Below are 21,864 nucleotides of genomic sequence, written 5' to 3' on the forward strand. Positions count from 1 at the left end.
TTTTAAAACATGTGTACTTGTTTTAGAAGGACTTCCCTATTGCCATTTCGTAACAAAAAAAGACAATAAAAAATGAAACACCCATAATAGCATTCATATACACGAGGATGATTGTTAAGGGTATTCCAAGCCTGTGCTGAGCATTAGTAAGATGCAAAATATATTTTGCAGCGAAGATAGCAAGTGAAGCTTGTCGAAGCATGACAATTAAAAATTAAAAAATATAAACAGATGAAAATTAAAGGTTTGCGTTGGTGGATTATTACATTGATTTTTATAGCTACCGTTATAAATTATATAGATAGAACGGCGTTTGCATTGCTATGGCCAGAAATGGGTAAGGATTTAGGAATGGATAATGCCGATTATGCTATTATGTTAAACGTATTTATGGCTACATATGCTGCAGGGAAATTTTTATCGGGGAAATTGTACGATGCTATTGGTACGCGTTTAGGTTTTGTGGTATCTATTGTCGTATGGTCATTAGCATCCATGTTTCATGCTTTTGCACGAGGGTTGATTTCACTCTCCATAGTTAGAGGGCTTTTAGGTTTGGGAGAAGCAGGTAACTGGCCTGGTGCAGTAAAAAGCAATGGCGAGTGGTTTCCAATAAAAGAAAGAGCCATTGCCCAAGGTATTTTTAATGCAGGAGCTTCCATAGGAAATGTGATAGCACCATTTATAATTATATTTTTATATGCCCAATTTGGTTGGAAAACGACTTATATCATTTTAGGAGCCGTTGGAATGCTTTGGGTAGTCCCTTGGTTGTTTCTAAACAAGTCCACTCCAGAAAAGCATCCATGGGTAACCGAGGAAGAAAGAAATCTTATTGTTGTTGATAGAATTGATAAGGACGAACTCCTTGATAAGAAAAAAGTAAAAAGCTTAAGTTTGTTGAAAATTTTAAGCTACAAAGAGTCTTGGGGGTTATTACTTTGTAGATTTTTTATAGAACCAATCTGGTGGTTTTTTGTGGGTTGGATGCCCATCTACTTACACTCAAAGTTTGGTTTAAGTATAGAAGAAATCGGAGCTAGTATATGGATTTCTTATCTTGGTGGCGCAGCAGGAAGTATTGCAGGGGGATGGTTTTCAGGTAAACTAATGGGAACAAAGACTGTGGATGCATCACGAAAATTAACAATAACACTAGGGGGGGGCATGATTTTCTTAGGATTATTGGGAATTATTTTCTTAGTAAACGAGACTAATTTTATGACATTTATTTATATAGCTACATTTGTGCTATTTGGATTCCAGTTTGCTATCGGAAATATCCAAACCATATCAAGTGATTTGTTTAAAGGACCTTCCGTCGGTACTTTAGCTGGATTGGCAGGTACGGTAGCAGCCATTTCGGTTATGATAATGAATTGGTTTATAGGACAAATTACTACGAATTCGTATACACCTGCTTTCATAGTCATAGCAGTAACTATTCCACTATCTCTTTTGGTATTATTTACATTAATAAAGAAAATTGGACCAGTTAGAGAATAACAAATACCATCTTCTTAAATGAAAAGCGAAAAAAGCTAATAGGAACGGGATTGAAAATCATTTTTCACCAATTGTAAAAAGTTTAAATCACTTCATTAAAAAGTTATTACATTTAAACAAAAAATAACCAATTTGTTTAACAGAAATACTTTGATAATCCAATTAAAAAAGCAGCCAGCTTGGGATGTGATAATTATTGGAGGAGGTGCCACTGGATTAGGTGTTGCTTTAGATAGTGTTACACGTGGATTTAGTACCCTTTTATTAGAACAAGTAGATTTCGCAAAGGGTACCTCTAGCCGAAGTACAAAACTGCTTCATGGTGGTGTTCGTTATTTAGCGCAAGGCAACATTGATTTAGTAAAGGAATCACTATACGAAAGAGGCCTGCTATTGAAGAATGCCTCACATTTAGTCAGCAATCAGTCTTTTATAATTCCAAACTATACTTGGTGGGATACACTTAAATATACCATAGGTCTTAAAATTTATGACATGCTAGCAGGTAAATTAAGTTTTGGAAAATCGATTCGAATTAACAAAAAAGACACCCTTTCAAGATTAAGCACCATCAAAAACGGAAAACTTAAAGGAGGTGTGGTGTATCACGATGGTCAATTTGATGATTCCAGATTAGCGGTAAATATTGCCCAAACAGCCATAGAACATGGGGCTACTGTTTTAAATCATTTTAAAGTAAATCAGTTATTAAAAAATGATGATGGCATAGTCAACGGCGTTATAGCTGAAGATATGGAAACTAAAGAAGTCTACGCTCTAAACGCCAAAGCCGTTATAAATGCAACAGGTGTTTTTACCGATGAGATTTTGAAAATGGATAATTCGGAAGCAAAAGACACAGTATGTCCAAGCCAAGGGATCCATTTAATTTTAGATAAATCTTTTTTGCCAGGAAAGGATGCTATTATGATACCAAAAACTACTGATGGTAGGGTATTGTTTTTAGTGCCATGGCATAATAAAGTGATTGTTGGTACCACCGATACGTTACTTGATAGTCACAGTTTAGAACCAAAAGCTTTAGACAAAGAAGTAGATTTTATCATAACTACGGCAAATAATTATCTAACCAAAAAAGTGAGTAAGGCAGATGTGTTGAGCATTTTTGCCGGTCTAAGACCACTGGCAGCACCAAAAGATAAGTCTGAAAAAACAAAGGAAATTTCCAGAAGCCATAAAATTATCGTTTCAAATTCTGAATTAATAACCATTACCGGTGGCAAATGGACGACTTATAGACGAATGGCTCAGGATACCATAAATAAAGCAATTTCGTTAGGAAAATTGCAACATATTTCATGTAAAACAAAAAATATAAAAATCCATGGAGCTACAGCATCTAATGATAAAAACCATCATCAGTATATTTATGGAAGCGACCAAAAGGGAATTCAAAGGTTGATTGCAACAAACCCTGAATTAGGTGAAACATTACATGAACGGTTACCCCATACCAAAGCAGAAATTATTTGGGCAATTCAATACGAAATGGCAAGAACCGTAGAAGATATTTTGGCTAGACGTGTACGTACCCTGTTTTTAGATGCCCGTGCAACATTAGAAATAATTCCTATGGTGGCAAAAATATTGACTAAAGAATTAGATAAAGATGCTATATGGGAGCAACAGCAAATTAATGAATTTACAAACATTGCCAATCAATATGTTTTAGAGACTGTTTCGTTAAAAGAGAATAGAAAATAGAAAATAGAGAATAGACGAGAGACAAGAGACGAGAGAAAATAGAAAAATTGCTATTCAAATGTTTATTTGCATTTCTCCACTAGCGCAAGCATCTTGCTTGTGCCGTTAACCAAGCTAACATTTGATTTTTATTCATATTTCTAAACTTAAATTTATACTCATAGCTTACTCTCATTACTTACTTTTTTACTCCGCCATCACGAGCGGGGACTTCGACAAGCTCAGTCCGACAATGTATGGTTTAAACTGGTTATATCGAACACAATCTGTCAAGCTGAGCTTGTCGAAGCTATATGCAGAAATATTTTGGATTGAACTTCGACAGAAACCTATGTGAGACGCTTTAATTTTTGTCATATACTATAATCTATTTTTATTAATAATTCAGAAAAAAGTACATTTGTTCAATTAACGCTTATAAAAATAAAAAACATAAAGAGTTTTGGGGCAAGCAATATTTTTTTATTAGGAGATGATATTGAATGGGAAGAATTAGGAGGTGGAATAAAAGAAAGATTATGGCCTATGATGATAGAATTATGCTTATAAATGTTCTTTTTGAAGCATGAGGTGTTGGCACTTTGCATAGCCATTACCCTCACAAGTGACGTATGTAGCTAGTGGTGAGTTTGAATTTACAGTTTGGAACGAAGTAAAAATTAGTAAAAGAAGGAGATGCTCTCTATATCCCGCCAAATGCCATGCATGGCACCACTTGTAAAAAGAGCGGTATTTTAATAGACGTTTTTAGCTCTATAAGAGAAGATTTTATGTTATAGGTTCTTCACATGAGAAGAATCTCTAACAATCAATTTGGCATCAAGTATTATTTTATTTAATGTTTGTTTTGTTTTTAGGTCGTTTACCCGTTGTAAAAAAGTTTGTGCTGCCAGTTTTCCAATTTCATCGCTGTGTTGGTTAATGCTGGAAATAGAAGGGGTTACCATAGATGTAAAAGGTTCGTTACCAAAACCAACTAAAGCAATATCATTAGGTATTTCAATGTTGTTTTCTTTTAATACTTGTAACGCCCCTAAAGCGGCATAATCTCCAGCAACATAAACGGCATCGGGTCTGTTTTTTAAGTTGAGCAGTTGCATCATTTTATCCCTACCATCTTCTAAAGTAAGGCTGCTTTCTATAAGTAACGTTTCATCTAATGGTAAATGATGTTTTTTAATAGCATCAATATAACCTCTTATTCTGTTATTAAAAATACGAGTGTGCCTGTATCCACCAATATGGGCAATGCGTTTACAGCCTTGTTGCACTAAATGCTCAACAATCATGTGGCTACTGTCATAATCATTTATACCAATATAATCGACATTCAAATCGTTTTCACCACGGTCAAATAGAATTAGAGGAATGCCCTTTGATTTAATTTTCTCGTAAAAATCTAAACTTATAGTTTCATTGGCCATGGAAGCAATAATGCCATCAACTTGTGTGAATAACAGTGTATCAATATTACTGCATTCTTTTTTATAAGATTCGTTCGATTGGGTAATGATAATATTGTAACCTTCTTTATTTAAAACTTCTTCAATATTTTGAATCACCGAAGAAAAGAAGTGACTGTTGGTTCTAGGAACTATGACGCCTACCAAGTTGCTTTTTCCTCTACGAAGTGCACTAGCTAGGTGATTGGGTTGATAATTTAAGTCTTTCGCAGCCTTTTTTACAGCTTCCTTTGTTTTGGCACTTATGCGTGAATCGTCATGCAATGCCTTTGAAACTGCTGCGGGAGAGATATTTAAAACGCTAGCTATGTCTTTTATGGTCGTTTTTTTTTTGTTTCTCAATTTTTTATATATTTTTGCTTAAACGTTTAAGCAAAAATAGTGCATTAGTTTTTATAAACAAAATAGATAAGTTTTATTTTATGTTTTTGTTATAGTTACCAATAAGTCTTTGCTTAAACGTTTAAGCAAAGTTTAATTTAACTAAATTTATAATTTAATAACATGAGTAGAGTAGTAACATTTGGTGAGATCATGCTACGATTAGCACCTCAAGGATTTTTAAGATTTTCTCAAGCAGACAATTTTGATGTTGTTTATGGTGGTGGAGAATCTAACGTAGCTGTATCATTAGCAAATTATGGTATTTCTGTAGATTTTATAACCCGTTTGCCTAAAAATGACATTGGTGAATGTGCCATGATGGAAATGCGTAAAAGGGGTGTAGGTGTAGATAAAATTGTTTGGGGTGGTGACCGTTTAGGTATTTATTTTCTAGAAACAGGAGCAGTATCTAGAGGTAGTAAAGTCGTTTATGACAGAGCACACTCTTCTATGGCTACAATTCAATCTGGTATGATTAACTGGGAAGAAGTATTTAAAGGTGTAGAGTGGTTCCACTGGACAGGTATTACACCAGCTATTTCCCAAAGTTCTGCCGATGTTTGTTTAGAAGCTGTTAAAGCGGCTAGCAAATTAGGTGTTACTATTTCAACCGACTTAAATTACCGTGCAAAGTTATGGAAATACGGTGGAGACCGTGAAGCTATCATGACTGAATTAACTTCTTATTGTGATGTTATTCTTGGTAATGAAGAAGATGCTGAAATGCACTTTGGTATTAAACCAGAAGGAGCAGCAGTTCAAACTCATGGACATGATGTGAAAGCTGAAGCATTTTTATCAGTTTGTCAACAAATGATGAAAAAATTCCCAAGAGCTAAAAAAGTAATCACAACGTTAAGAGGTTCTATTTCTGCATCTCACAACACATGGGCTGGAGTTTTATATGATGGTAAACAAATGTTACAAACCCGTCAATACCAAATCACCGATATTGTTGATAGAGTGGGTGGAGGAGATTCATTTATGGGTGGTTTAATATATGGATTATTAACGTATCCAGATAATGATCAAAATGCTTTAGATTTTGCTGTGGCGGCATCTTGTTTAAAACACACTATTAAAGGTGATGCTAACTTAGTAACTGTTGATGAAGTAACCAAACTTATGGGTGGTGATGCATCAGGTAGAGTTGCTCGATAATAAATTTATAGCCTGCAAGGTTTACAAAACCTTGCAGGCTTTTTAAATTTTATTCATTGGTTCCATTGGCTTCAACTAAATCTTTAAGATCCTTAATAGTGTATGAAAAAATCAATTGCGATTATTTGTGGTGGCGGTCCTGCACCAGGTATCAATACTGTTATAAGTACGGTTGCAAAAACCTTTATGAAAGATGGGTATGAGGTTATAGGCGTTCATCATGGATACCAAGGGTTGCTTTCAGAGAATCCTGAAGTGAAAATTTTTGATTTCCATCATGCCGATCGTATTTTTAGTCGTGGAGGTTCTACTTTGATTATGAGTAGATTCAAACCCAAAGACAGCGATTTTAAAGCTGATTTTTTCAAAAATAATAATGTAAAACTATTGGTAACCATTGGTGGAGACGATACAGCTTCAACCGCTAATAGATTAACAAAATATCTCCAAACCCAAGATTTATCGGTTGCCCATGTACATGTTCCAAAAACGATAGATAACGATTTGCCTTTGCCAGATAGAAACCCAACATTTGGTTTTCATACAGCAAAAGATGAAGGTGTTCGTATAGGTAATACGGTTTATGAAGATGCCAGAACTAGCGAAAATTGGTTTGTGATGTCGGCCATGGGTCGTTCTGCAGGTCATTTAGCTTTCGGAATTGCCTCGGCTTGTCATTTTCAAATGATGATTATCCCAGAAATGTTTAACAAAACAACAATTACATTCGATAAGATAATCAATATGATTATTTCTTCAATCGTTAAATGTAAAATAGAAGGTGTTGAATATGGGGTCGCTTTGGTAAGTGAAGGTGTTTTTCATTTTATGGATGAAAAGGAAATCATAAATTCTGGTATAAACTTTACGTATGATGATCATGGACATCCAGAATTAGGTAATGTCAGTAAATCGCATATCTTCAACTATTTATTACAGGTTAAATTAAAGGAACTTGGGTTAGTGGTAAAATCAAGACCAGTAGAACTTGGTTACGAGTTAAGATGTTGTAATCCCATTGCATTCGATTTAACTTTGTGTACCCTACTAGGTATAGGCGTTAAAAAATTATACGACCAAAATATTTCAGGTTGTATTGTTAGTGCAAATTCAAGAGGGGATATTACACCATTATTTTTAAAGGATTTTGAAGATGAAAATGGAAAGATTCCACCACGGTTGGTAGACATCAATTCCGATATGGCACAACTGTTCATCAATAATTTATTCTATATTCAAGAGAAAGATTACCAACAAGCAAAAAAATATGTACCCAATCCAGAGGCATATAATTTTAAGAAAATATTAAACTGGAATTAAAAAATAAAAAACAAAAAAATGGCACAATTTTCAAGATTAGAAGTAGCTCAAGCCATGAAAGACACAGGGATGATTCCTTTGTTTTTTCATAATGATATTGAGTTAAGTAAAAATGTATTAAAAGCTTGCTACGATGGTGGCGCAAGATTAATGGAGTTTACAGCTCGTGGCGATTTCGCTCACGAAGTTTTTGGCGAATTAACTAAATATGCTATTAAGGAATTACCAGGCATGATAATGGGGGTTGGTTCTGTTACCGATGGTGCAGCAGCATCTTTATATATGGCTTTAGGGGCAAACTTTATAGTAACTCCTGTTTTAAGAGAAGATATTGCCATTGCTTGTAACCGTAAAAAAGTATTATGGTCTCCAGGTTGTGGAACATTAACCGAAATAGCTAGAGCAGAAGAGTTAGGTTGCGAAATAGTAAAACTTTTCCCTGGTGATATTTACGGACCACAATTTGTAAAAGGAATAAAAGGGCCACAACCTTGGACAAGCATTATGCCAACAGGAGGTGTATCTCCAACAGAAGAAAATCTAAAAGGTTGGTTTGATGCTGGTGTAACCTGTGTTGGTATGGGGTCTCAGTTAATTTCTAAAGATATTATAGCTAATAAAGATTACGCAAAACTAGAGCAAGATGTAAAAAATGCCCTTGCAATTGTTAAAGCTGTTAGAAAATAATTGAACGAGTTCTTTTTATAAAAGGGAAAAAGCTGAACTTAATAGTTTAGCTTTTTTTATTCCAAGCGTTTGTAATTTTCGGCATATATAGGCTTGCCTGAGCTATCCATTTCAACTTGGGTAAATGAGTTTTCATCAATTGTTATATCGAAAACGAATTTCTTTTTTTCTTTTATACGGCTATTCATGGCATGAGAGCCATAATCTAAAACCTCGGTTAATATACCATCTTTAAAAGTATAATCTCCAACTCCAAACCAGTCTAAAGAATCCCATGCCCGTAATCTGCTCCACATAATCTTGGTTTTAGAATACATCTTCATTTGTTTATACACGTTTGAAGATTTTATTGTGTCTACAGAACCATCCTCTTTATAGTTCAAAAAGCTTACTAATTCCCATGCACCTTCTAAAGAATATTCTTTTATAGGGGGGGCAATGCTTTTTTTGTTGTTACAAGAAAGTAATAAGGATGTACAGAAAATAAGTATAAATGTTTTCATAAGTGGAGAGTTAATTAATAATCATACTACTACAAGTTACAAAAAAAAAAGGAAAAATAAAATGTTGGATAATAAGTCCTTATAGGGTGATAATATCTTTTGATAATTTTAACGCAAGTTTTGAGTCAAAAATTCTACTTTTGTTAAGATTAAAATTAATAGCGATTATGTCAGATACAATTGAAAAAGTAAAATGTTTAATAATTGGTTCGGGACCGGCAGGGTATACCGCAGCAATTTATGCAGCTAGAGCTAATATGAAGCCCGTTTTATATCAAGGTACACAACCAGGAGGTCAATTAACAACGACCAATGAAGTTGAAAATTTCCCTGGGTATCCAGATGGCATCACAGGACCAGAAATGATGATGGAGTTACAAAAGCAAGCAGAACGCTTTGAAACCGATGTGCGTGATGGCTGGGTTACTAAAGTAGATTTTTCGGGTGATGTACATAAAGTATGGGTTAACGAAACAAAGGAAATTCATTGTGATACAGTTATTATTTCAACAGGAGCATCTGCTAAATATTTAGGTTTAGATTCTGAGCAGAAATATTTAAAATTAGGAGGCGGTGTTTCAGCTTGTGCGGTTTGTGATGGGTTCTTTTATAGAAATCAGGAAGTAGTCATTGTAGGTGCTGGCGATTCGGCTTGTGAAGAGGCTCACTATCTTTCTAAATTATGTAAAAAAGTAACCATGTTGGTAAGACGTGATGAATTTAGAGCGTCAAAAATTATGGCTAAGAGGGTTAAGAACACACCAAATATTGAAATATTGTTTAATACGGAAACCGATGAGGTTTTAGGTGACGGACAAGTAGTTACAGGTGTAAGGGTTTTTAATAATAAAACCAATGAAAAGCACGAAATTCCCGCAACAGGATTTTTCGTGGCAATTGGCCATAAACCAAACACAGATATCTTTAAAGGGTTTTTAAATTTAGATGAAACAGGCTATATTATAAATGTGCCTGGAACTTCAAAAACGAATGTTGAAGGCGTATTTGTGTCGGGTGATGCTGCAGATCATGTTTACAGACAGGCCGTTACCGCTGCTGGAACAGGATGTATGGCTGCGCTTGATGCTGAACGTTATTTAGCAGGTAAAGATGCTACGTTTGAAGTTTCTACATCAACTTATAATTAATAATTGATGTGAGTTCGACATAGATAAGGTTGTATTTATGTAAAAGTCAATTGTTCATATATTAATGTCACCTTGAGCACAGTAGAAAACCAATAAGATATCGATTTTTATGACCTTTCGACTGCGCTCAAGGTGACACAACTACTAAAATTGGAATTTATACTTTTAAATCGAACTCGCGTTAATTATAATAAGTAAGATAGAAGAATGCCCCTTGTGATGTTTATGATTGGATTATATACTGAGGCTATTTGACCAATAAAAACAAGTCTAATCAAATACAAAATTATAGGTAAGGGAAAAAATTGGAGCATTCATTACGGTTAGTTGATAAGAACCCATAGGACTGTCAAGAAAAATATGCTGATTTACATCGCCTGTTCTTTGTGTGTAGTAATGATTATAGGTATTTTTTCTGGCGTATAGATTGTAAACGGTAAAAGTCCAATCACCTACCCAACGTCTATTTAATTTTTTGCTATACTTTACTTTCCAAGAGAAATCAAGTCGGTGGTAAGGTTTAAATCGCGCATTATTACGCTCCAAAAATATAGGTATTTTAATATCTTCTAATTCAAAATACCCATTGGGTATAGAGTAAGGACGACCAGTTTGAGCGGTAAAGTTGAGGCTCCAGGTATTGTATTTATTACCTTCAAAATTTACGGTACTATTAAAAACATGTGGCCTATCAAAATCTGAAGGATACCATTGGTTATTATTAATCCTATCGCTTAGTTTAGGGACATTTGTTTTCAGGAAAGTTCTAGACCAAGTGTAATTAAACCAGCCATTAACTTTTCCATGGGGTTTTTTTAAATTAAATTCGACACCGTAGGCTTTGCCTTCGGCTTGTACAACATCGCGCTCTAAAAATTCTTCTAAAAAGAAATCGGCACCAGGTTTGTAAGTTAAATTGTTTTGAGTGTTTCTATAATAGCCTTCAATACCAAGTTCTAAATTGTTGTCATTTAAATTTTGATAGATGCCAAAACTGTATGTGTCACTTTTTTGGGGTTCTATATTTGTGTCCGAAGTTTTCCATCGGGATGTTGGCAATGGTGTGGTAGAGTTGTAAATGTTTTGAAGATATTGATTCAAACGAGCATAGCTAACTTTAATAGAGGTATTTTTGCCAAGTTTTAAATTGGCTCCCAATCTAGGTTCTAAGGAACTATAGGTTTTAACCTTTTCACCTTTACCAAATTCGATAATGTTGGTGATTTCTTCTGTGCTTTCATCAAAAGTGACTTTTGTATAAGGGCCAACAAAATAAAAATTATTGAATCGTAATCCACCAGATAGTGTAAGCCTTTCAAAGGGGCTCCAGTTGATATTGGAGTAGGCGGATAATTCATAACTTGTTTCATCATCTAAAGTTACTGCGAGAATACTATTTCCGTTACCAGGATTCAGTTTACCAGGTTTAATTTTGTATCTGTTGCCTTGTATTCCTGCATAATAATTCAACGTATTGTTTATTTTTTTGGAATATTCAGAAAAGATACTTAGAAGATTAATTTGAGATTCATACTCGATTATATTGCTATTATCCCTTTCAGGAAATAATGTTTTAGGGGTGTACTTGCTAAGTAAAAAAACGGTTTTTAAACTAGAATTATCAGCAAAAGAATGTGTCCAGTTAAGTGTGTTGTTGAAGGTTTTAAAATCATATTGATTGCTTTCAGCATTAACATTCTCAATTTGGGAAATCAAATCAAGTTGGTAAAAATCTTTACTGAAAAAATTAGTAAATGAAATTTGATCTTTATCTGTTGGTAAATAAAGTAACTTTATGGTATGATCATAAAATCGAGCTTTAGTGTATTTTAGTCTTTCGGAAACTATGGGCAACAAAAAGTCGGTAAACCCAGCCCTTGTACCGGCATATAACAAAAGCTTGTCCTTAATTAAAGGTGCTTCTACAGATAATCTGCTTGAAATCAGCCCGATTCCACCGCTTAACTTTAATTTATCAACATAAGGGTTTTTTATCTTAACATCTAAGACAGAAGTAATTCTTCCACCGTATCGTGCAGGTATATTGGAACGATAAAGATCTGCCGAAGAAATGGCTTCTGGTGTAAATACAGAGAACAAACCAAATAAATGGGTTGGGTTAAATACTGGGGCATAATCGTATAATAAAAGGTTTTGATCCAATGAGCCGCCTCGAACGGATAAGCCATTGCTTATTTCTCCAGCATTGTTGACCCCAGGTAATAGTATCATGCCTCTTAATAAGTCTACTTCACCCAAAGCTGCAGGCATTTTAATAAGCTCTTGTGCGGTCATTTGGAGAACCCCCATTTGTGGGGTTTCCAAACGCTCGCTAACATGTTTGGCATTTAATATAATTTCAGATAGTTGTTGTTGTTCTTCAGAAAGTGTTAACCATAATTTTTTGTCTTGGTCGAGAGTAACCACTCTTTCCACAGTTTTGAAACCAATGAAAGAGACCTTTACCAAATAAGTATTTTTGGGTAAATTGATTGAAAAATCTCCATTAACATCTGTAACTCCTCCACATCCACAAGGCGTTAAAATTATTTGGGCATTTTCAAAAGGCCTATTTTCAGTTTCATCCAATATTTGGAAAGAGAGTTTATATTCTTGAGCTGAAAGCAACTGGGTAATACCAAACAAAACTATCATTATAAAGTAGCTTCGGATTTTATTCATCCGTAAGGAAAGTATTATTCTATCCATCCTTCTGGTTCAATTGAGGTTCTATATCTATTTTCTTCGCAAGGTGCCGTATACTCATAAGGCATGGGGGCAGGATCAGTTTCTTGTAACGGTATTATTTGAGGTTCCAATTGGGATTCTTGTATCAAGGTACGATCTATCATTATGTACATTGTTGTTGCAGAGGTTGCTGTGAATCTTCCTAAGACATATTCATTGGAGTCTTGGGGATTATATATGTTGCCTATAAGGGCAGCGGGTAAAGGTGCATTAAACCCACCATTGTTATCAATTAAATCTTTGATGATTCGGTAATAATTATATGCTTTGGGAGTAAGTGAAAATTGCTGTATTTCTACTAGAACTTTTGTTTTTCTATTTAATAGAATATTTGCTATAGGTAAAGAAGTAGTGGTGGTTCCGTTAGAGAATTTATCTGAAAAAATCTGGATCTTATTTCCATAATCTATTTGCCAGCAATCAGAATCGCACCAATAAGTAAAGTAGTCTGAGTATCCTGGTAAAAAGGGATCAAATCCTATGCAACCGTCTCTAAAGTAACCATGGTTACAAATTTTACAAATTTGAACCTTATCATAGGTCTTAAATTGCCAATAATAATAATTGGTTTGGTTTTCAGGGTCATCAAAAGTTATTGATATTTCATGTCCTGGAACATATCTATCATAATCTTCGCTAAACTCTAATTGTTTATTGTATGTTGCGTTCAGTTCTTTAATGGGAACCGATGGATTTATGGTTTCAATTTCCGAAAGATATTGTTTTCCGTTGGGTAAATTCACTTCTAAAAACCAACTTTCTTCTAATTCTCCCTTAAAATTAGGAGGTGGAACATATTGTGAGTTCTCTTCAAATAATTGTATTTTCTCTTTAGAATCTGCATTTACAAAATAGACATTGGCACCACTAACAAAAATATTTTTATAATTATATTTAGTTACATTGGATTCTTTTATTGTTACGTATGAAGATCTTTCGGCAGTTCCAATAAAGCCATCAATATAGATTAATCCATCAACAAATTGATAATCTGGTTTAACTGGATCTGTACATGTTAAAAATATAAAAGATAAAAAAAATAAGCTAACTTTTTGGAATAGGTTTGGTTTGGTTGGCATATATAATAAATCAATTTTCAAATGTAATAAAATAATGTTTCGTATGTAATTTTCTATTAAAAAAAATAAAAATGTTTATTTAATTGTTTTGAAAGACAAGATATGTATCGGATTATTAGAGGAAGACAATAGAAATATTAATTTATTAATGAATATTAGAGAAACTCAATAAATAAATGAAATATGGTAAAAGTTAAGAATAGGAACTAGTAGAAAATACTATAACATAAAAATACTTTTTTTAATTACAATTAATTTTAATTTCTTAATAAAAAATGTTTTCTTTGAACCCAATTTTAGAACGGGATGTGGCGCAGTCCGGTAGCGTACACGGCTGGGGGCCGTGTGGTCGCAGGTTCAAATCCTGTCATCCCGACAAAATAGGTGCCAAGCGACACCAATGAAATTCTAACTATATGATTTTTAGTAATTTTAATTTTTATTGATTTCATATAGTTAGCTTTAAAATCAAAACAAAAGTTACCTATTCGGTTACCTATTTTGAACCGGATTTTTTTACTACATTGGTAACAATTTAGAATTTGACTTTCGCTTCGATTTGACTTTCGAAAACAAATCGAGTATTCACCTATGTCAAACTGTTGGAATGTAATAAGTAATTATATTCTGATTTTGAGCTTGTTACATAAAATCAATAAAAGCAAGGTTCCTCGGGCTGGACGAAAGACACAAAACCCTTCTGGATTTGGTAACATATCATAATGAGAATATGAAGGGAGTCCTTAAACCCGATACCTTGAAGAATTATTATACAACTGAAAATTATATCAGGAAATTTTTAGTACAGAAGAAGATAACAAATGACATTTTTTAAAACATCTTAAGTATAGTTTCATTATTGATTTTGAACAGTACTTGCCAGTACCAAAAATAGTAAAGCCCTACTTATACCAGAATCACCGTAAAAGGCAAACGTTCACAACTATCCCTACAGCGAAAAGTTTCCATTTTAAATAATTTCTAGATTGTTTTTTTATACTCTAAACAATGATTTTTTTTAGAGAATTCGTAATAATTAGTTTAAAAAGCAGTATATTTTGAAAACATTTTTCAGCTTTATAGAATTTTATTCAAATAATTTTTACTTTTATTTCCAAAATCATACTAAAACTATCCAATAGGGGTATTTGGACTTTTTTATAAAAAACACAATAACCATGTCTAGTGCTATTATCAATAATGATAGGGAATTAATAGATTTGCTCCATCAAGGAAAAGAAGAGTCACTTTCATTAATTTATAAAAAGTACTGGCAAATGATGTATTTGGCTGCTTATAATTTAGTTCAAGATAAAGAGGTTTGCGAAGATATTGTTCAAGATATTTTTGTTAAATTATGGAATAAAAGAGATAGTATAATCATAAATATTTCTCTTAAAAGTTATTTATATACAAGTACTATCTATAAAGTTTATGATTTTTTTAGGAAGAATAAAAAAATGATAAAAGTTGAACTACTAGACGATTTTAATGAAAAGATTCAGTCTTTCACACCAGAGACAAAGTTATTACATGACGAGCTAGTGCAACATGTCGATTCAATTATAGAACAATTGCCAGAAAAATGTAAAGTTGTATTTAGACTAAGTAGAGAACAAGAATTGAGTAATAAGGAAATCGCTGAAAAGCTACAAATTTCCCAACGAACTGTAGAAGGCCATATTACAAAGGCTTTAAGTATTCTTAGGGGATCCATTGGTGTATCTCTTAGTTTAGATTTTATTCTTTTTTTAATAGAAATGAACAATAATTAAAAAAAAACGTTTTCTAAACAGGTGTGTTCGTTTATTTTATCGACATATATATAAAGTGTCATTAATTTAAGCGATGAGAAAAAAAAATAAAAAATTTCTTTTACTACTAATAAACAAACTTGTTGATGGTTCAATTACCAAGCAAGAAAGAGATGGATTGTTCCGTTTCTTTATAAATAATCAAAAAATTGATAGTTGGCCAAAAGAATTCTCTAGTGCGGAAACTATTGAAAGAAAAATTTTCAATAAAATCAAGTTAGAGTTAGACGATAAATCATACAAAAAATCACATAAAACCATACCTTTTTTCAAGAAAAAGCTTTTTAAATATGGTATAGCAGCATCATTTTTAATTTTAGTTGCTCTCACTTTTTTTATGAACCACAATGATAAATTAAATGAGCAGCCAATAATCGTAAATAATAATATTGAAATAGGCACCGATAAAGCAACTTTAACTTTAGAGAATGGCACTGTTATACCTTTAGTAAAAGGACAAAAGTATATTTCAAGTAATTTAGAGAGTACGGGAGAAGGATTGGTTTATAAATCTACAAACTCCAATAACACCTCTGAAGTTTTGTATAATTACTTAACCATTCCTAGAGGTGGCCAGTTTCATGTCATATTATCCGATGGCACAGAAGTTTGGTTAAATTCTGAAACACAACTAAAATATCCGGTGGCTTTTGTTGAAGGCGAAACACGGAAAGTAGAACTTGTATATGGTGAAGCCTATTTTGAGGTGTCTCCAAGTACAGAACATCATGGAATGCGCTTTAAGGTTTACCATAAAGAACAAGATATAGAGGTTTTAGGAACAGAGTTTAACGTAAAAGCATATAAAGATGAGACCAACATTGTTACGACATTGGTTCATGGTAAAGTTAATGTAAACCGCCGTGGTGATCTTTATGTGCTAAAGCCTAACGAGCAATCAATTTTAAATCTTACCACTAACAAAATAACATTGAATGAAATTGATGTTTATTATGAAACTTCATGGAGATCTGGGGTATTTGCTTTTAAAGAAAAATCATTTGCAGAAATTATGAAAGTAATGTCCAGATGGTATGATATGGATGTTGTTTTTAAAGATAAATCACTTGAGAAAAAGAACTTTAGAGGTGTATTAGGTAAGGAGCAAAATATTGAAGAAATTATGCTTGCAATTAAAAATTCAAGTTCAATAAAAAACTACGAAATAAACAATAAAACAATAATTATTGAATAAAAATATAAAGGGAACAAAGTAACGACCTCGCTAAAAGTTAAACTTTATCCCCTTATGTCATTACTAATTAACCATTGTATAACTAATTAATAACAAGCAAATTTATGGAAATTAAATTAACAAATGTGTGTTTTCTCTTCAGAAAACGGCTTTTAAAAATCATTATGAAAGCATTTATTTTTTTATGCTGTTTAACAGTATTCGGTCTCTCTCCTAATAATTTGATATCCCAAGGCTCAAAAATCAAAATAGTAGTAGATAAAACATTAACGGTCGATGAAGTTTTTGATCTTATAATGAAACAAACTGATTATAAGTTTATTTATGAAGAAGGTTTATTTAAAAACTTTCCTAGAGTTGAAGTAAAAAAAGGAATAATAAGTACAGACAAACTTTTACAAATGAGCATATCTAAAAGTGATTTAGATGTAGTTCTATCGGTAAACAATACCATCTTAATAAGGCGAAATCAAAATAAACTTTCACAAAAACAGGTGTTTGGTAAGGTTTTAGATGTGGCAGGTTTACCTATTGCTGGTGCCACAGTTTTAATTAAAGGAACAACAAAAGGCACTGTAACAGATTTTAATGGAGCTTATACCATTAATGTACCAAACCCAGAAAATGTATTGGTATTTTTGTTTTTAGGATATGAAAAGCAAGAAATTCTTGTGGGAGAAAAAAGTGAAATTAATGTAACACTTAAAGAAAGTGCTCTTGAATTAGGAGAAGTTTTGGTTACGGGATACCAAACCATATCCAGTGAACGTGCCACTGGGTCTTTTTCAAAATTAAATTCTCAAGACATTCAAGAACAACGCCCAAATAGTTTAAGTACATTATTGGAAGGACGTATTGCAGGATATCAAAACGGGTTGTTAAGAGGCACGACTTCTATGAACGGATTGACAACGCCTTTATATGTAATAGATGGTTTTCCAATTGAAAAAACCAGATATAATGAGTTTTTTGGGATAGAGGAAAATTTACCCGATTTAAATCTAGAAGACATTGAAAGTATTACAGTGCTTAAAGATGCCTCCGCAGCATCCATTTACGGCGCTCGTGCAGCCAACGGGGTTATTGTTATTACCACAAAAAAAGCACAACAAGGTAAAACAAATGTTTCATTTTCTAGTACTTTAACTTACTCACCTTATAATTATTATACTGGAAACCTTACCAATGCAGGAGATATTATTGAATTGGAAAGAGAGTGGGCTGAAGGCAACCCAAATTTACAGGCTACAGATGGGAGTGCAGCAACATATTCAGCTTCATTATTAAATAATGCTGTTTACACAAGTCAAGGAATGCAAACTCTTTTGAATTATTATGCAGGAAATCTTTCAGAATCCCAAATGAACAATACCTTGAACAGTCTGGGAGCCATGCAATACCAATACTATGATGATATAGAGAAATATGCAAAACGCGATCAGTATTTTCAACAACATAATATAAGTTTTGGAAAAGCAACTGCTAATAATAATTTCAATGCATCGGTAACTTTTAAAGGAAATAAGTATGAAGATAAATATTCAGAAAACAATTCTGTTGGGATCAATTTAAAAAATACTACTGAATTAGCAAAGTGGTTAACAATAGACTTAGGAACATATATCTATTTCAATAAAGTAGACCAACAAACATACAATGCATTAAGTCCAGGGTTTAAATATCAACCATACAACCGTTTAGTGAATGAAGATGGCACGCTTTTTACATCAACAGCAGAATCGCGCTATAATAATTCAACACTTCAATCCATAAATGATTATGGTTTGTACAATATGGATATTACGCCAATGGATGAGTTTGGTAAAAATTTAAATAAAGGTAAAAACTTTTTAAATAGAACCTTCGTGAAATTAAATGTTGAGCTTAACGAATTCTTAACATATAATGCTATGTTTCAGTATGAATATGGTGTGGATCGAACAAGTCAATTAAAAGAGAAAGAATCTTATAGTGTAAGAAGTATGGTAAATGGATTGGTTACAATTTCGCCATCAAACACAGCGGTATATAATCTTCCCTATGGAGATATTTTGAAAGAGAGCAATCAATTCTCGAATGCTTATAATTTTCGTCAGCAGTTGAATTTTAATAAGTTATTCGATAATATGCACGATGTGTCTGCTATTTTAGGTACTGAAATACGTCATTCAAAATTAGAATATAACGATAATACACGGTATGGTTGGGATGAGCAAACGTTATCTTTTACTCCAATAAATCAAGCAAATTTACTTCAGGTTTATGGTCCTATTTTTGGAGGGTACTTAACTCAAAATAATTTTGCAGCAGAGCGAGAATTGATCAATAGATACGTATCCCTTTTTGGAAATGCAGGTTATACCTATAATGGAAAGTATACCGCTACAGGAAGCTTACGTTGGGATCGTTCGAACTTATGGGGAACCGATAATAAATACCAAAACAAACCAACATGGTCTGCTGGTGCCAGTTGGAATGTTGATAAAGAAACATTTTTTAGTCCATCTTGGGTTGATATGTTAAAACTGCGATTTTCGTATGGGATTGGAGGTAATATAGCCAAAAATTCTGCGCCTTATTTAACAGCGTATTATTCTACCAATTACAATGTTGGAGGATTACAAGGCGGTATTAACTCTAGACCCAACCCAGAATTATCATGGGAGAAAACCACCACTACCAATATTGGAGTTGATTTTTCTGTGTTCAAACAACGATTAAACGGAACCATAGATTTTTATAATAAAAAAGGAGAAGATTTATTAGCTAGCAGTACAGGTATTCCAACTGAAGGTTGGGGGTACTCGACTTATACTCTTAATAATGGAGAAATGACCAATAAGGGTATTGAAGTTAGTTTAAGTGGAACCATTATAAAAACACCGTCTTTTTCTTGGGATGCAGGTATATTGTATGCACATAATAAAAACAAAGTGAACTATGTAAATGTAGAAGCTCCTGTATATTTCTTGCAGTTGGATTACCCTTCGGCTTTCCCTCGTGTGGGTAACGATTTTAATTCTATTTATGGTTATAAATGGGCTGGTTTAAGCAGTACAGGCTTACCACAAGTTAACGATGCATCAGGTAACGCAGTATCTTATAACCCAGGAGATTTGGAAGCGATTGAAGATTATGGAACGACAGTACCAACACAAAGTGGTTCTTTTCATACTTCAGTAGCTTATAAAAACTTTTCGCTATCCGCACTTTTTATTTACCAATTAGGACACAAAATGAGAAATTCTTTTTTACCAATGTTTGGAAACAGCTATTCTAGAGCAGCAGGTGGTTATATCGCCGATATTGGTGTGGTTAACAAGCGCATTGTTGATAGATGGCAAGAACCAGGTGATGAGAATTTTACCAATGTGCCTCGTGTAGTGTATGAATATGATCCTGAGTTTAGCTACGATTTGAAATCTATTTATTCTTATGCTGATATAAATATTATTGATGCTTCCAACATAAGATTGAGCAATATCTCTTTAGCATATCAATTGCCTACAGACTTAACCAACAAACTGCATTTGCAAAATATTCGTTTGAATTTTAATGTTGAAAATGTATTTACTATGGCAAAAAGTAAAGATGCTAAATACCTTCTGGGAGGTTACCAAACACCAAATTTCGTTTTTGGCTTAAATGTTAATTTTTAGATTGTTAAATTAAAAGATAACACAATGAAAAATATATATTATAGTATTATTTGCTCTTTGATAATGAGCATTACTTTTACCTCTTGTGAAGATTATTTGGACGATGTACCAAAAGGATCTAAAATACCACAAACATTGGCAGATTTCGAAGCTTTAATCCGTAACGAGTACACTAACCATACCGTTAATGTAAATCAAGCTTTAAATCTGTTAAATGATAAATATGTTACCGCAGCTACATTGGCATTCGATAGATTGACCAATGCCAATTATCTTTGGGATGAGTCTGCGAATCGAATAGAGTTAAATATGTCAGATGAAGGGACTTATTATTTTAGTTATTCGGCAATCTCAACATTTAATTTAATTATCGAGAATGCGTTGGTAACAACTGAAGCAGATGAAGGAGAACAAAGAGAATTGTGGGCAGAAGCTAAGGTGTTGCGTGCCATGAGTTATTTTAATTTAGTTAATTACTATGCAGATACTTATGAAGCTTCAACTGCATCCTCTAAACTATCGGTACCTTTAATTACAAGTGCCAATATAAATGCACCAAGTACTCAGGTAAGTATTCAAGAGATGTATGATTTTATTCTTAAAGATGTAGAAGAGGCTTTACCGTATTTACCAGCCGTTTCACAAACAGTATTACATCCAAATTTAGGTACCGGTTATGCTTTTTATGCCCGTGTTTATTTACAAATGAATAATTATACTGAGGCTTTAAGATATGCCGATATGGCTTTAGCTGAAAATGATGCACTTTATGATTGGACATCGTTTTACAATGCCAATAAAACAATTATAGAAAACCCAGATTCTTATACTAACTTGCCATCGCCAATGGGGTACAATTATGTTGAAAATTATAATTACCGACATGGAGCCGTTGCTCGTTTTGCCTCAGAGAATGATATTTCAATAGAGCGTGCCGAACGGTTTGAAACAGGAGATGCACGTTTTTTATCGCGTTGGAAAATCAGAACCGTAGGCGCCGAAACCTTTTATAAAACAACCCTGTCTGGCAATTTTAATTATGGTGGTATTACATCTGTAGAAGCTTATTTAATAAAAGCCGAATGTTTGGCTCGTGATGGTGCAATTAATGGTGCTATGGACGTTTTAAACGAAGTTCGAAAAACACGTATACTAGTCGATGAATATGAAGATTTAACGGCAGCAAATGAAGAAGAAGCTATAAATGCCATTTTAAAAACTAAAAACAATGAGCTTATTTTAACCATTGTTCCTTTTTGTGATGCGAGACGTTTAAATTCTGAAGGGGTTTACCCCGTTAGTTTTTCAAAAACTTTTAACGGTACAGCGTATTCATTAGCATCAGACTCTCATTTATGGACAATGCCGTTCCCACAAGGCGCAACTGATAATCCAGGAAACGGAACGCTTACCCAAAACGTAGAAAAATAAAAATAATCAAGGCTTCAACCTAATGAGGCCTTGGTTTAAAA

14 protein-coding genes and 1 tRNA gene are annotated in these 21,864 nt (G+C 33.4%); 11 read left to right on the top strand and 4 right to left on the bottom strand.

The features are described from left to right. The first annotated feature begins 231 nt into the window (after positions 1–231). A complete protein-coding gene (locus ACGLWY_RS12080) occupies positions 232–1,506 on the top strand; it encodes an MFS transporter (RefSeq protein ID WP_396619921.1) in 1,275 nt (424 codons plus the stop codon). 150 nt (positions 1,507–1,656) lie between these two features. Beyond that, complete coding sequence (locus ACGLWY_RS12085; RefSeq protein WP_396619922.1) at positions 1,657–3,231, top strand: glycerol-3-phosphate dehydrogenase/oxidase; 1,575 nt, start codon at positions 1,657–1,659, stop codon at positions 3,229–3,231. 773 nt (positions 3,232–4,004) lie between these two features. On the opposite strand, the gene ACGLWY_RS12090 is transcribed toward ACGLWY_RS12085, so the two are convergent. After that, positions 4,005–5,036, bottom strand: a complete 1,032-nt coding sequence (locus ACGLWY_RS12090; RefSeq protein ID WP_396619923.1) for a LacI family DNA-binding transcriptional regulator — start codon at positions 5,034–5,036, stop codon at positions 4,005–4,007. Between the two features lie 162 nt (positions 5,037–5,198). Between ACGLWY_RS12090 and ACGLWY_RS12095 the strand changes: the two genes are divergently transcribed. From ACGLWY_RS12095 to ACGLWY_RS12105, 3 genes are all read left to right on the top strand, one after another. Next, positions 5,199–6,239: a sugar kinase gene (locus ACGLWY_RS12095; RefSeq protein ID WP_117176802.1), complete on the top strand. Its 1,041-nt coding sequence runs from the start codon at positions 5,199–5,201 to the stop codon at positions 6,237–6,239. Between the two features lie 102 nt (positions 6,240–6,341). Further along, positions 6,342–7,559: a 6-phosphofructokinase gene (locus ACGLWY_RS12100; RefSeq protein ID WP_396619924.1), complete on the top strand. Its 1,218-nt coding sequence runs from the start codon at positions 6,342–6,344 to the stop codon at positions 7,557–7,559. A gap of 18 nt (positions 7,560–7,577) precedes the next feature. Next, positions 7,578–8,246, top strand: a complete 669-nt coding sequence (locus ACGLWY_RS12105; RefSeq protein ID WP_396619925.1) for a bifunctional 4-hydroxy-2-oxoglutarate aldolase/2-dehydro-3-deoxy-phosphogluconate aldolase — start codon at positions 7,578–7,580, stop codon at positions 8,244–8,246. A gap of 56 nt (positions 8,247–8,302) precedes the next feature. Here the strand turns inward: ACGLWY_RS12105 and ACGLWY_RS12110 are convergent, their stop codons facing one another. After that, on the bottom strand, positions 8,303–8,749 hold the full coding sequence (locus ACGLWY_RS12110; protein WP_396619926.1) for a hypothetical protein: 447 nt from the start codon (positions 8,747–8,749) through the stop codon (positions 8,303–8,305). A gap of 167 nt (positions 8,750–8,916) precedes the next feature. On the opposite strand from ACGLWY_RS12110, the gene trxB reads away from it, so the two are divergent. After that, the gene (trxB, locus tag ACGLWY_RS12115; protein WP_396619927.1) at positions 8,917–9,897 is read left to right on the top strand and encodes a thioredoxin-disulfide reductase; all 981 of its coding nucleotides are present in this window, start codon (positions 8,917–8,919) and stop codon (positions 9,895–9,897) included. A gap of 270 nt (positions 9,898–10,167) precedes the next feature. On the opposite strand, the gene ACGLWY_RS12120 is transcribed toward trxB, so the two are convergent. Then, positions 10,168–12,606, bottom strand: a complete 2,439-nt coding sequence (locus ACGLWY_RS12120; RefSeq protein ID WP_396619928.1) for a carboxypeptidase-like regulatory domain-containing protein — start codon at positions 12,604–12,606, stop codon at positions 10,168–10,170. Then, positions 12,594–13,724 (bottom strand): DUF4249 family protein, encoded by a 1,131-nt coding sequence (locus ACGLWY_RS12125; RefSeq protein WP_396619929.1) that lies wholly within the window; start codon positions 13,722–13,724, stop codon positions 12,594–12,596. Before ACGLWY_RS12125 ends, ACGLWY_RS12120 begins: the two co-directional genes overlap by 13 nt. A gap of 302 nt (positions 13,725–14,026) precedes the next feature. Between ACGLWY_RS12125 and ACGLWY_RS12130 the strand changes: the two genes are divergently transcribed. The 5 genes from ACGLWY_RS12130 to ACGLWY_RS12150 all read left to right on the top strand — a co-directional run bounded on the left by ACGLWY_RS12130 (position 14,027) and on the right by ACGLWY_RS12150 (position 21,823). Further along, positions 14,027–14,100 (top strand) — tRNA-Pro (locus ACGLWY_RS12130). Positions 14,101–14,902: 802 nt separating this feature from the next. Then, positions 14,903–15,499: an RNA polymerase sigma factor gene (locus ACGLWY_RS12135; protein ID WP_396619930.1), complete on the top strand. Its 597-nt coding sequence runs from the start codon at positions 14,903–14,905 to the stop codon at positions 15,497–15,499. A 73-nt stretch (positions 15,500–15,572) separates the two neighbouring features. Continuing rightward, positions 15,573–16,733 carry a FecR family protein gene (locus ACGLWY_RS12140; protein WP_396619931.1) on the top strand — a complete coding sequence of 387 codons (1,161 nt, stop codon included), beginning with the start codon at positions 15,573–15,575 and terminating at the stop codon, positions 16,731–16,733. 164 nt (positions 16,734–16,897) lie between these two features. Next, complete coding sequence (locus ACGLWY_RS12145; RefSeq protein ID WP_396619932.1) at positions 16,898–20,392, top strand: SusC/RagA family TonB-linked outer membrane protein; 3,495 nt, start codon at positions 16,898–16,900, stop codon at positions 20,390–20,392. A gap of 24 nt (positions 20,393–20,416) precedes the next feature. After that, on the top strand, positions 20,417–21,823 hold the full coding sequence (locus ACGLWY_RS12150; protein WP_396619933.1) for a RagB/SusD family nutrient uptake outer membrane protein: 1,407 nt from the start codon (positions 20,417–20,419) through the stop codon (positions 21,821–21,823). Positions 21,824–21,864: the final 41 nt, after the last annotated feature.

Origin of the sequence: Mariniflexile sp. HMF6888 (assembly GCF_044335535.1) — a bacterium.
Taxonomy (GTDB): Bacteria; Bacteroidota; Bacteroidia; order Flavobacteriales; family Flavobacteriaceae; genus Mariniflexile.

Bases quoted from the DNA above. Each gene is read 5' to 3' on its own strand.
- ACGLWY_RS12080 (WP_396619921.1), top strand. From the start codon at position 232: ATGAAAATTAAAGGTTTGCGTTGGTGGATTATTACATTGATTTTTATA.
- ACGLWY_RS12095 (WP_117176802.1), top strand. From the start codon at position 5,199: ATGAGTAGAGTAGTAACATTTGGTGAGATCATGCTACGATTAGCACCT.
- ACGLWY_RS12100 (WP_396619924.1), top strand. From the start codon at position 6,342: ATGAAAAAATCAATTGCGATTATTTGTGGTGGCGGTCCTGCACCAGGT.
- ACGLWY_RS12105 (WP_396619925.1), top strand. From the start codon at position 7,578: ATGGCACAATTTTCAAGATTAGAAGTAGCTCAAGCCATGAAAGACACA.
- ACGLWY_RS12110 (WP_396619926.1), bottom strand. From the start codon at position 8,749: ATGAAAACATTTATACTTATTTTCTGTACATCCTTATTACTTTCTTGT.
- trxB (WP_396619927.1), top strand. From the start codon at position 8,917: ATGTCAGATACAATTGAAAAAGTAAAATGTTTAATAATTGGTTCGGGA.
- ACGLWY_RS12120 (WP_396619928.1), bottom strand. From the start codon at position 12,606: ATGGATAGAATAATACTTTCCTTACGGATGAATAAAATCCGAAGCTAC.
- ACGLWY_RS12125 (WP_396619929.1), bottom strand. From the start codon at position 13,724: ATGCCAACCAAACCAAACCTATTCCAAAAAGTTAGCTTATTTTTTTTA.
- ACGLWY_RS12135 (WP_396619930.1), top strand. From the start codon at position 14,903: ATGTCTAGTGCTATTATCAATAATGATAGGGAATTAATAGATTTGCTC.
- ACGLWY_RS12140 (WP_396619931.1), top strand. From the start codon at position 15,573: ATGAGAAAAAAAAATAAAAAATTTCTTTTACTACTAATAAACAAACTT.
- ACGLWY_RS12145 (WP_396619932.1), top strand. From the start codon at position 16,898: ATGAAAGCATTTATTTTTTTATGCTGTTTAACAGTATTCGGTCTCTCT.
- ACGLWY_RS12150 (WP_396619933.1), top strand. From the start codon at position 20,417: ATGAAAAATATATATTATAGTATTATTTGCTCTTTGATAATGAGCATT.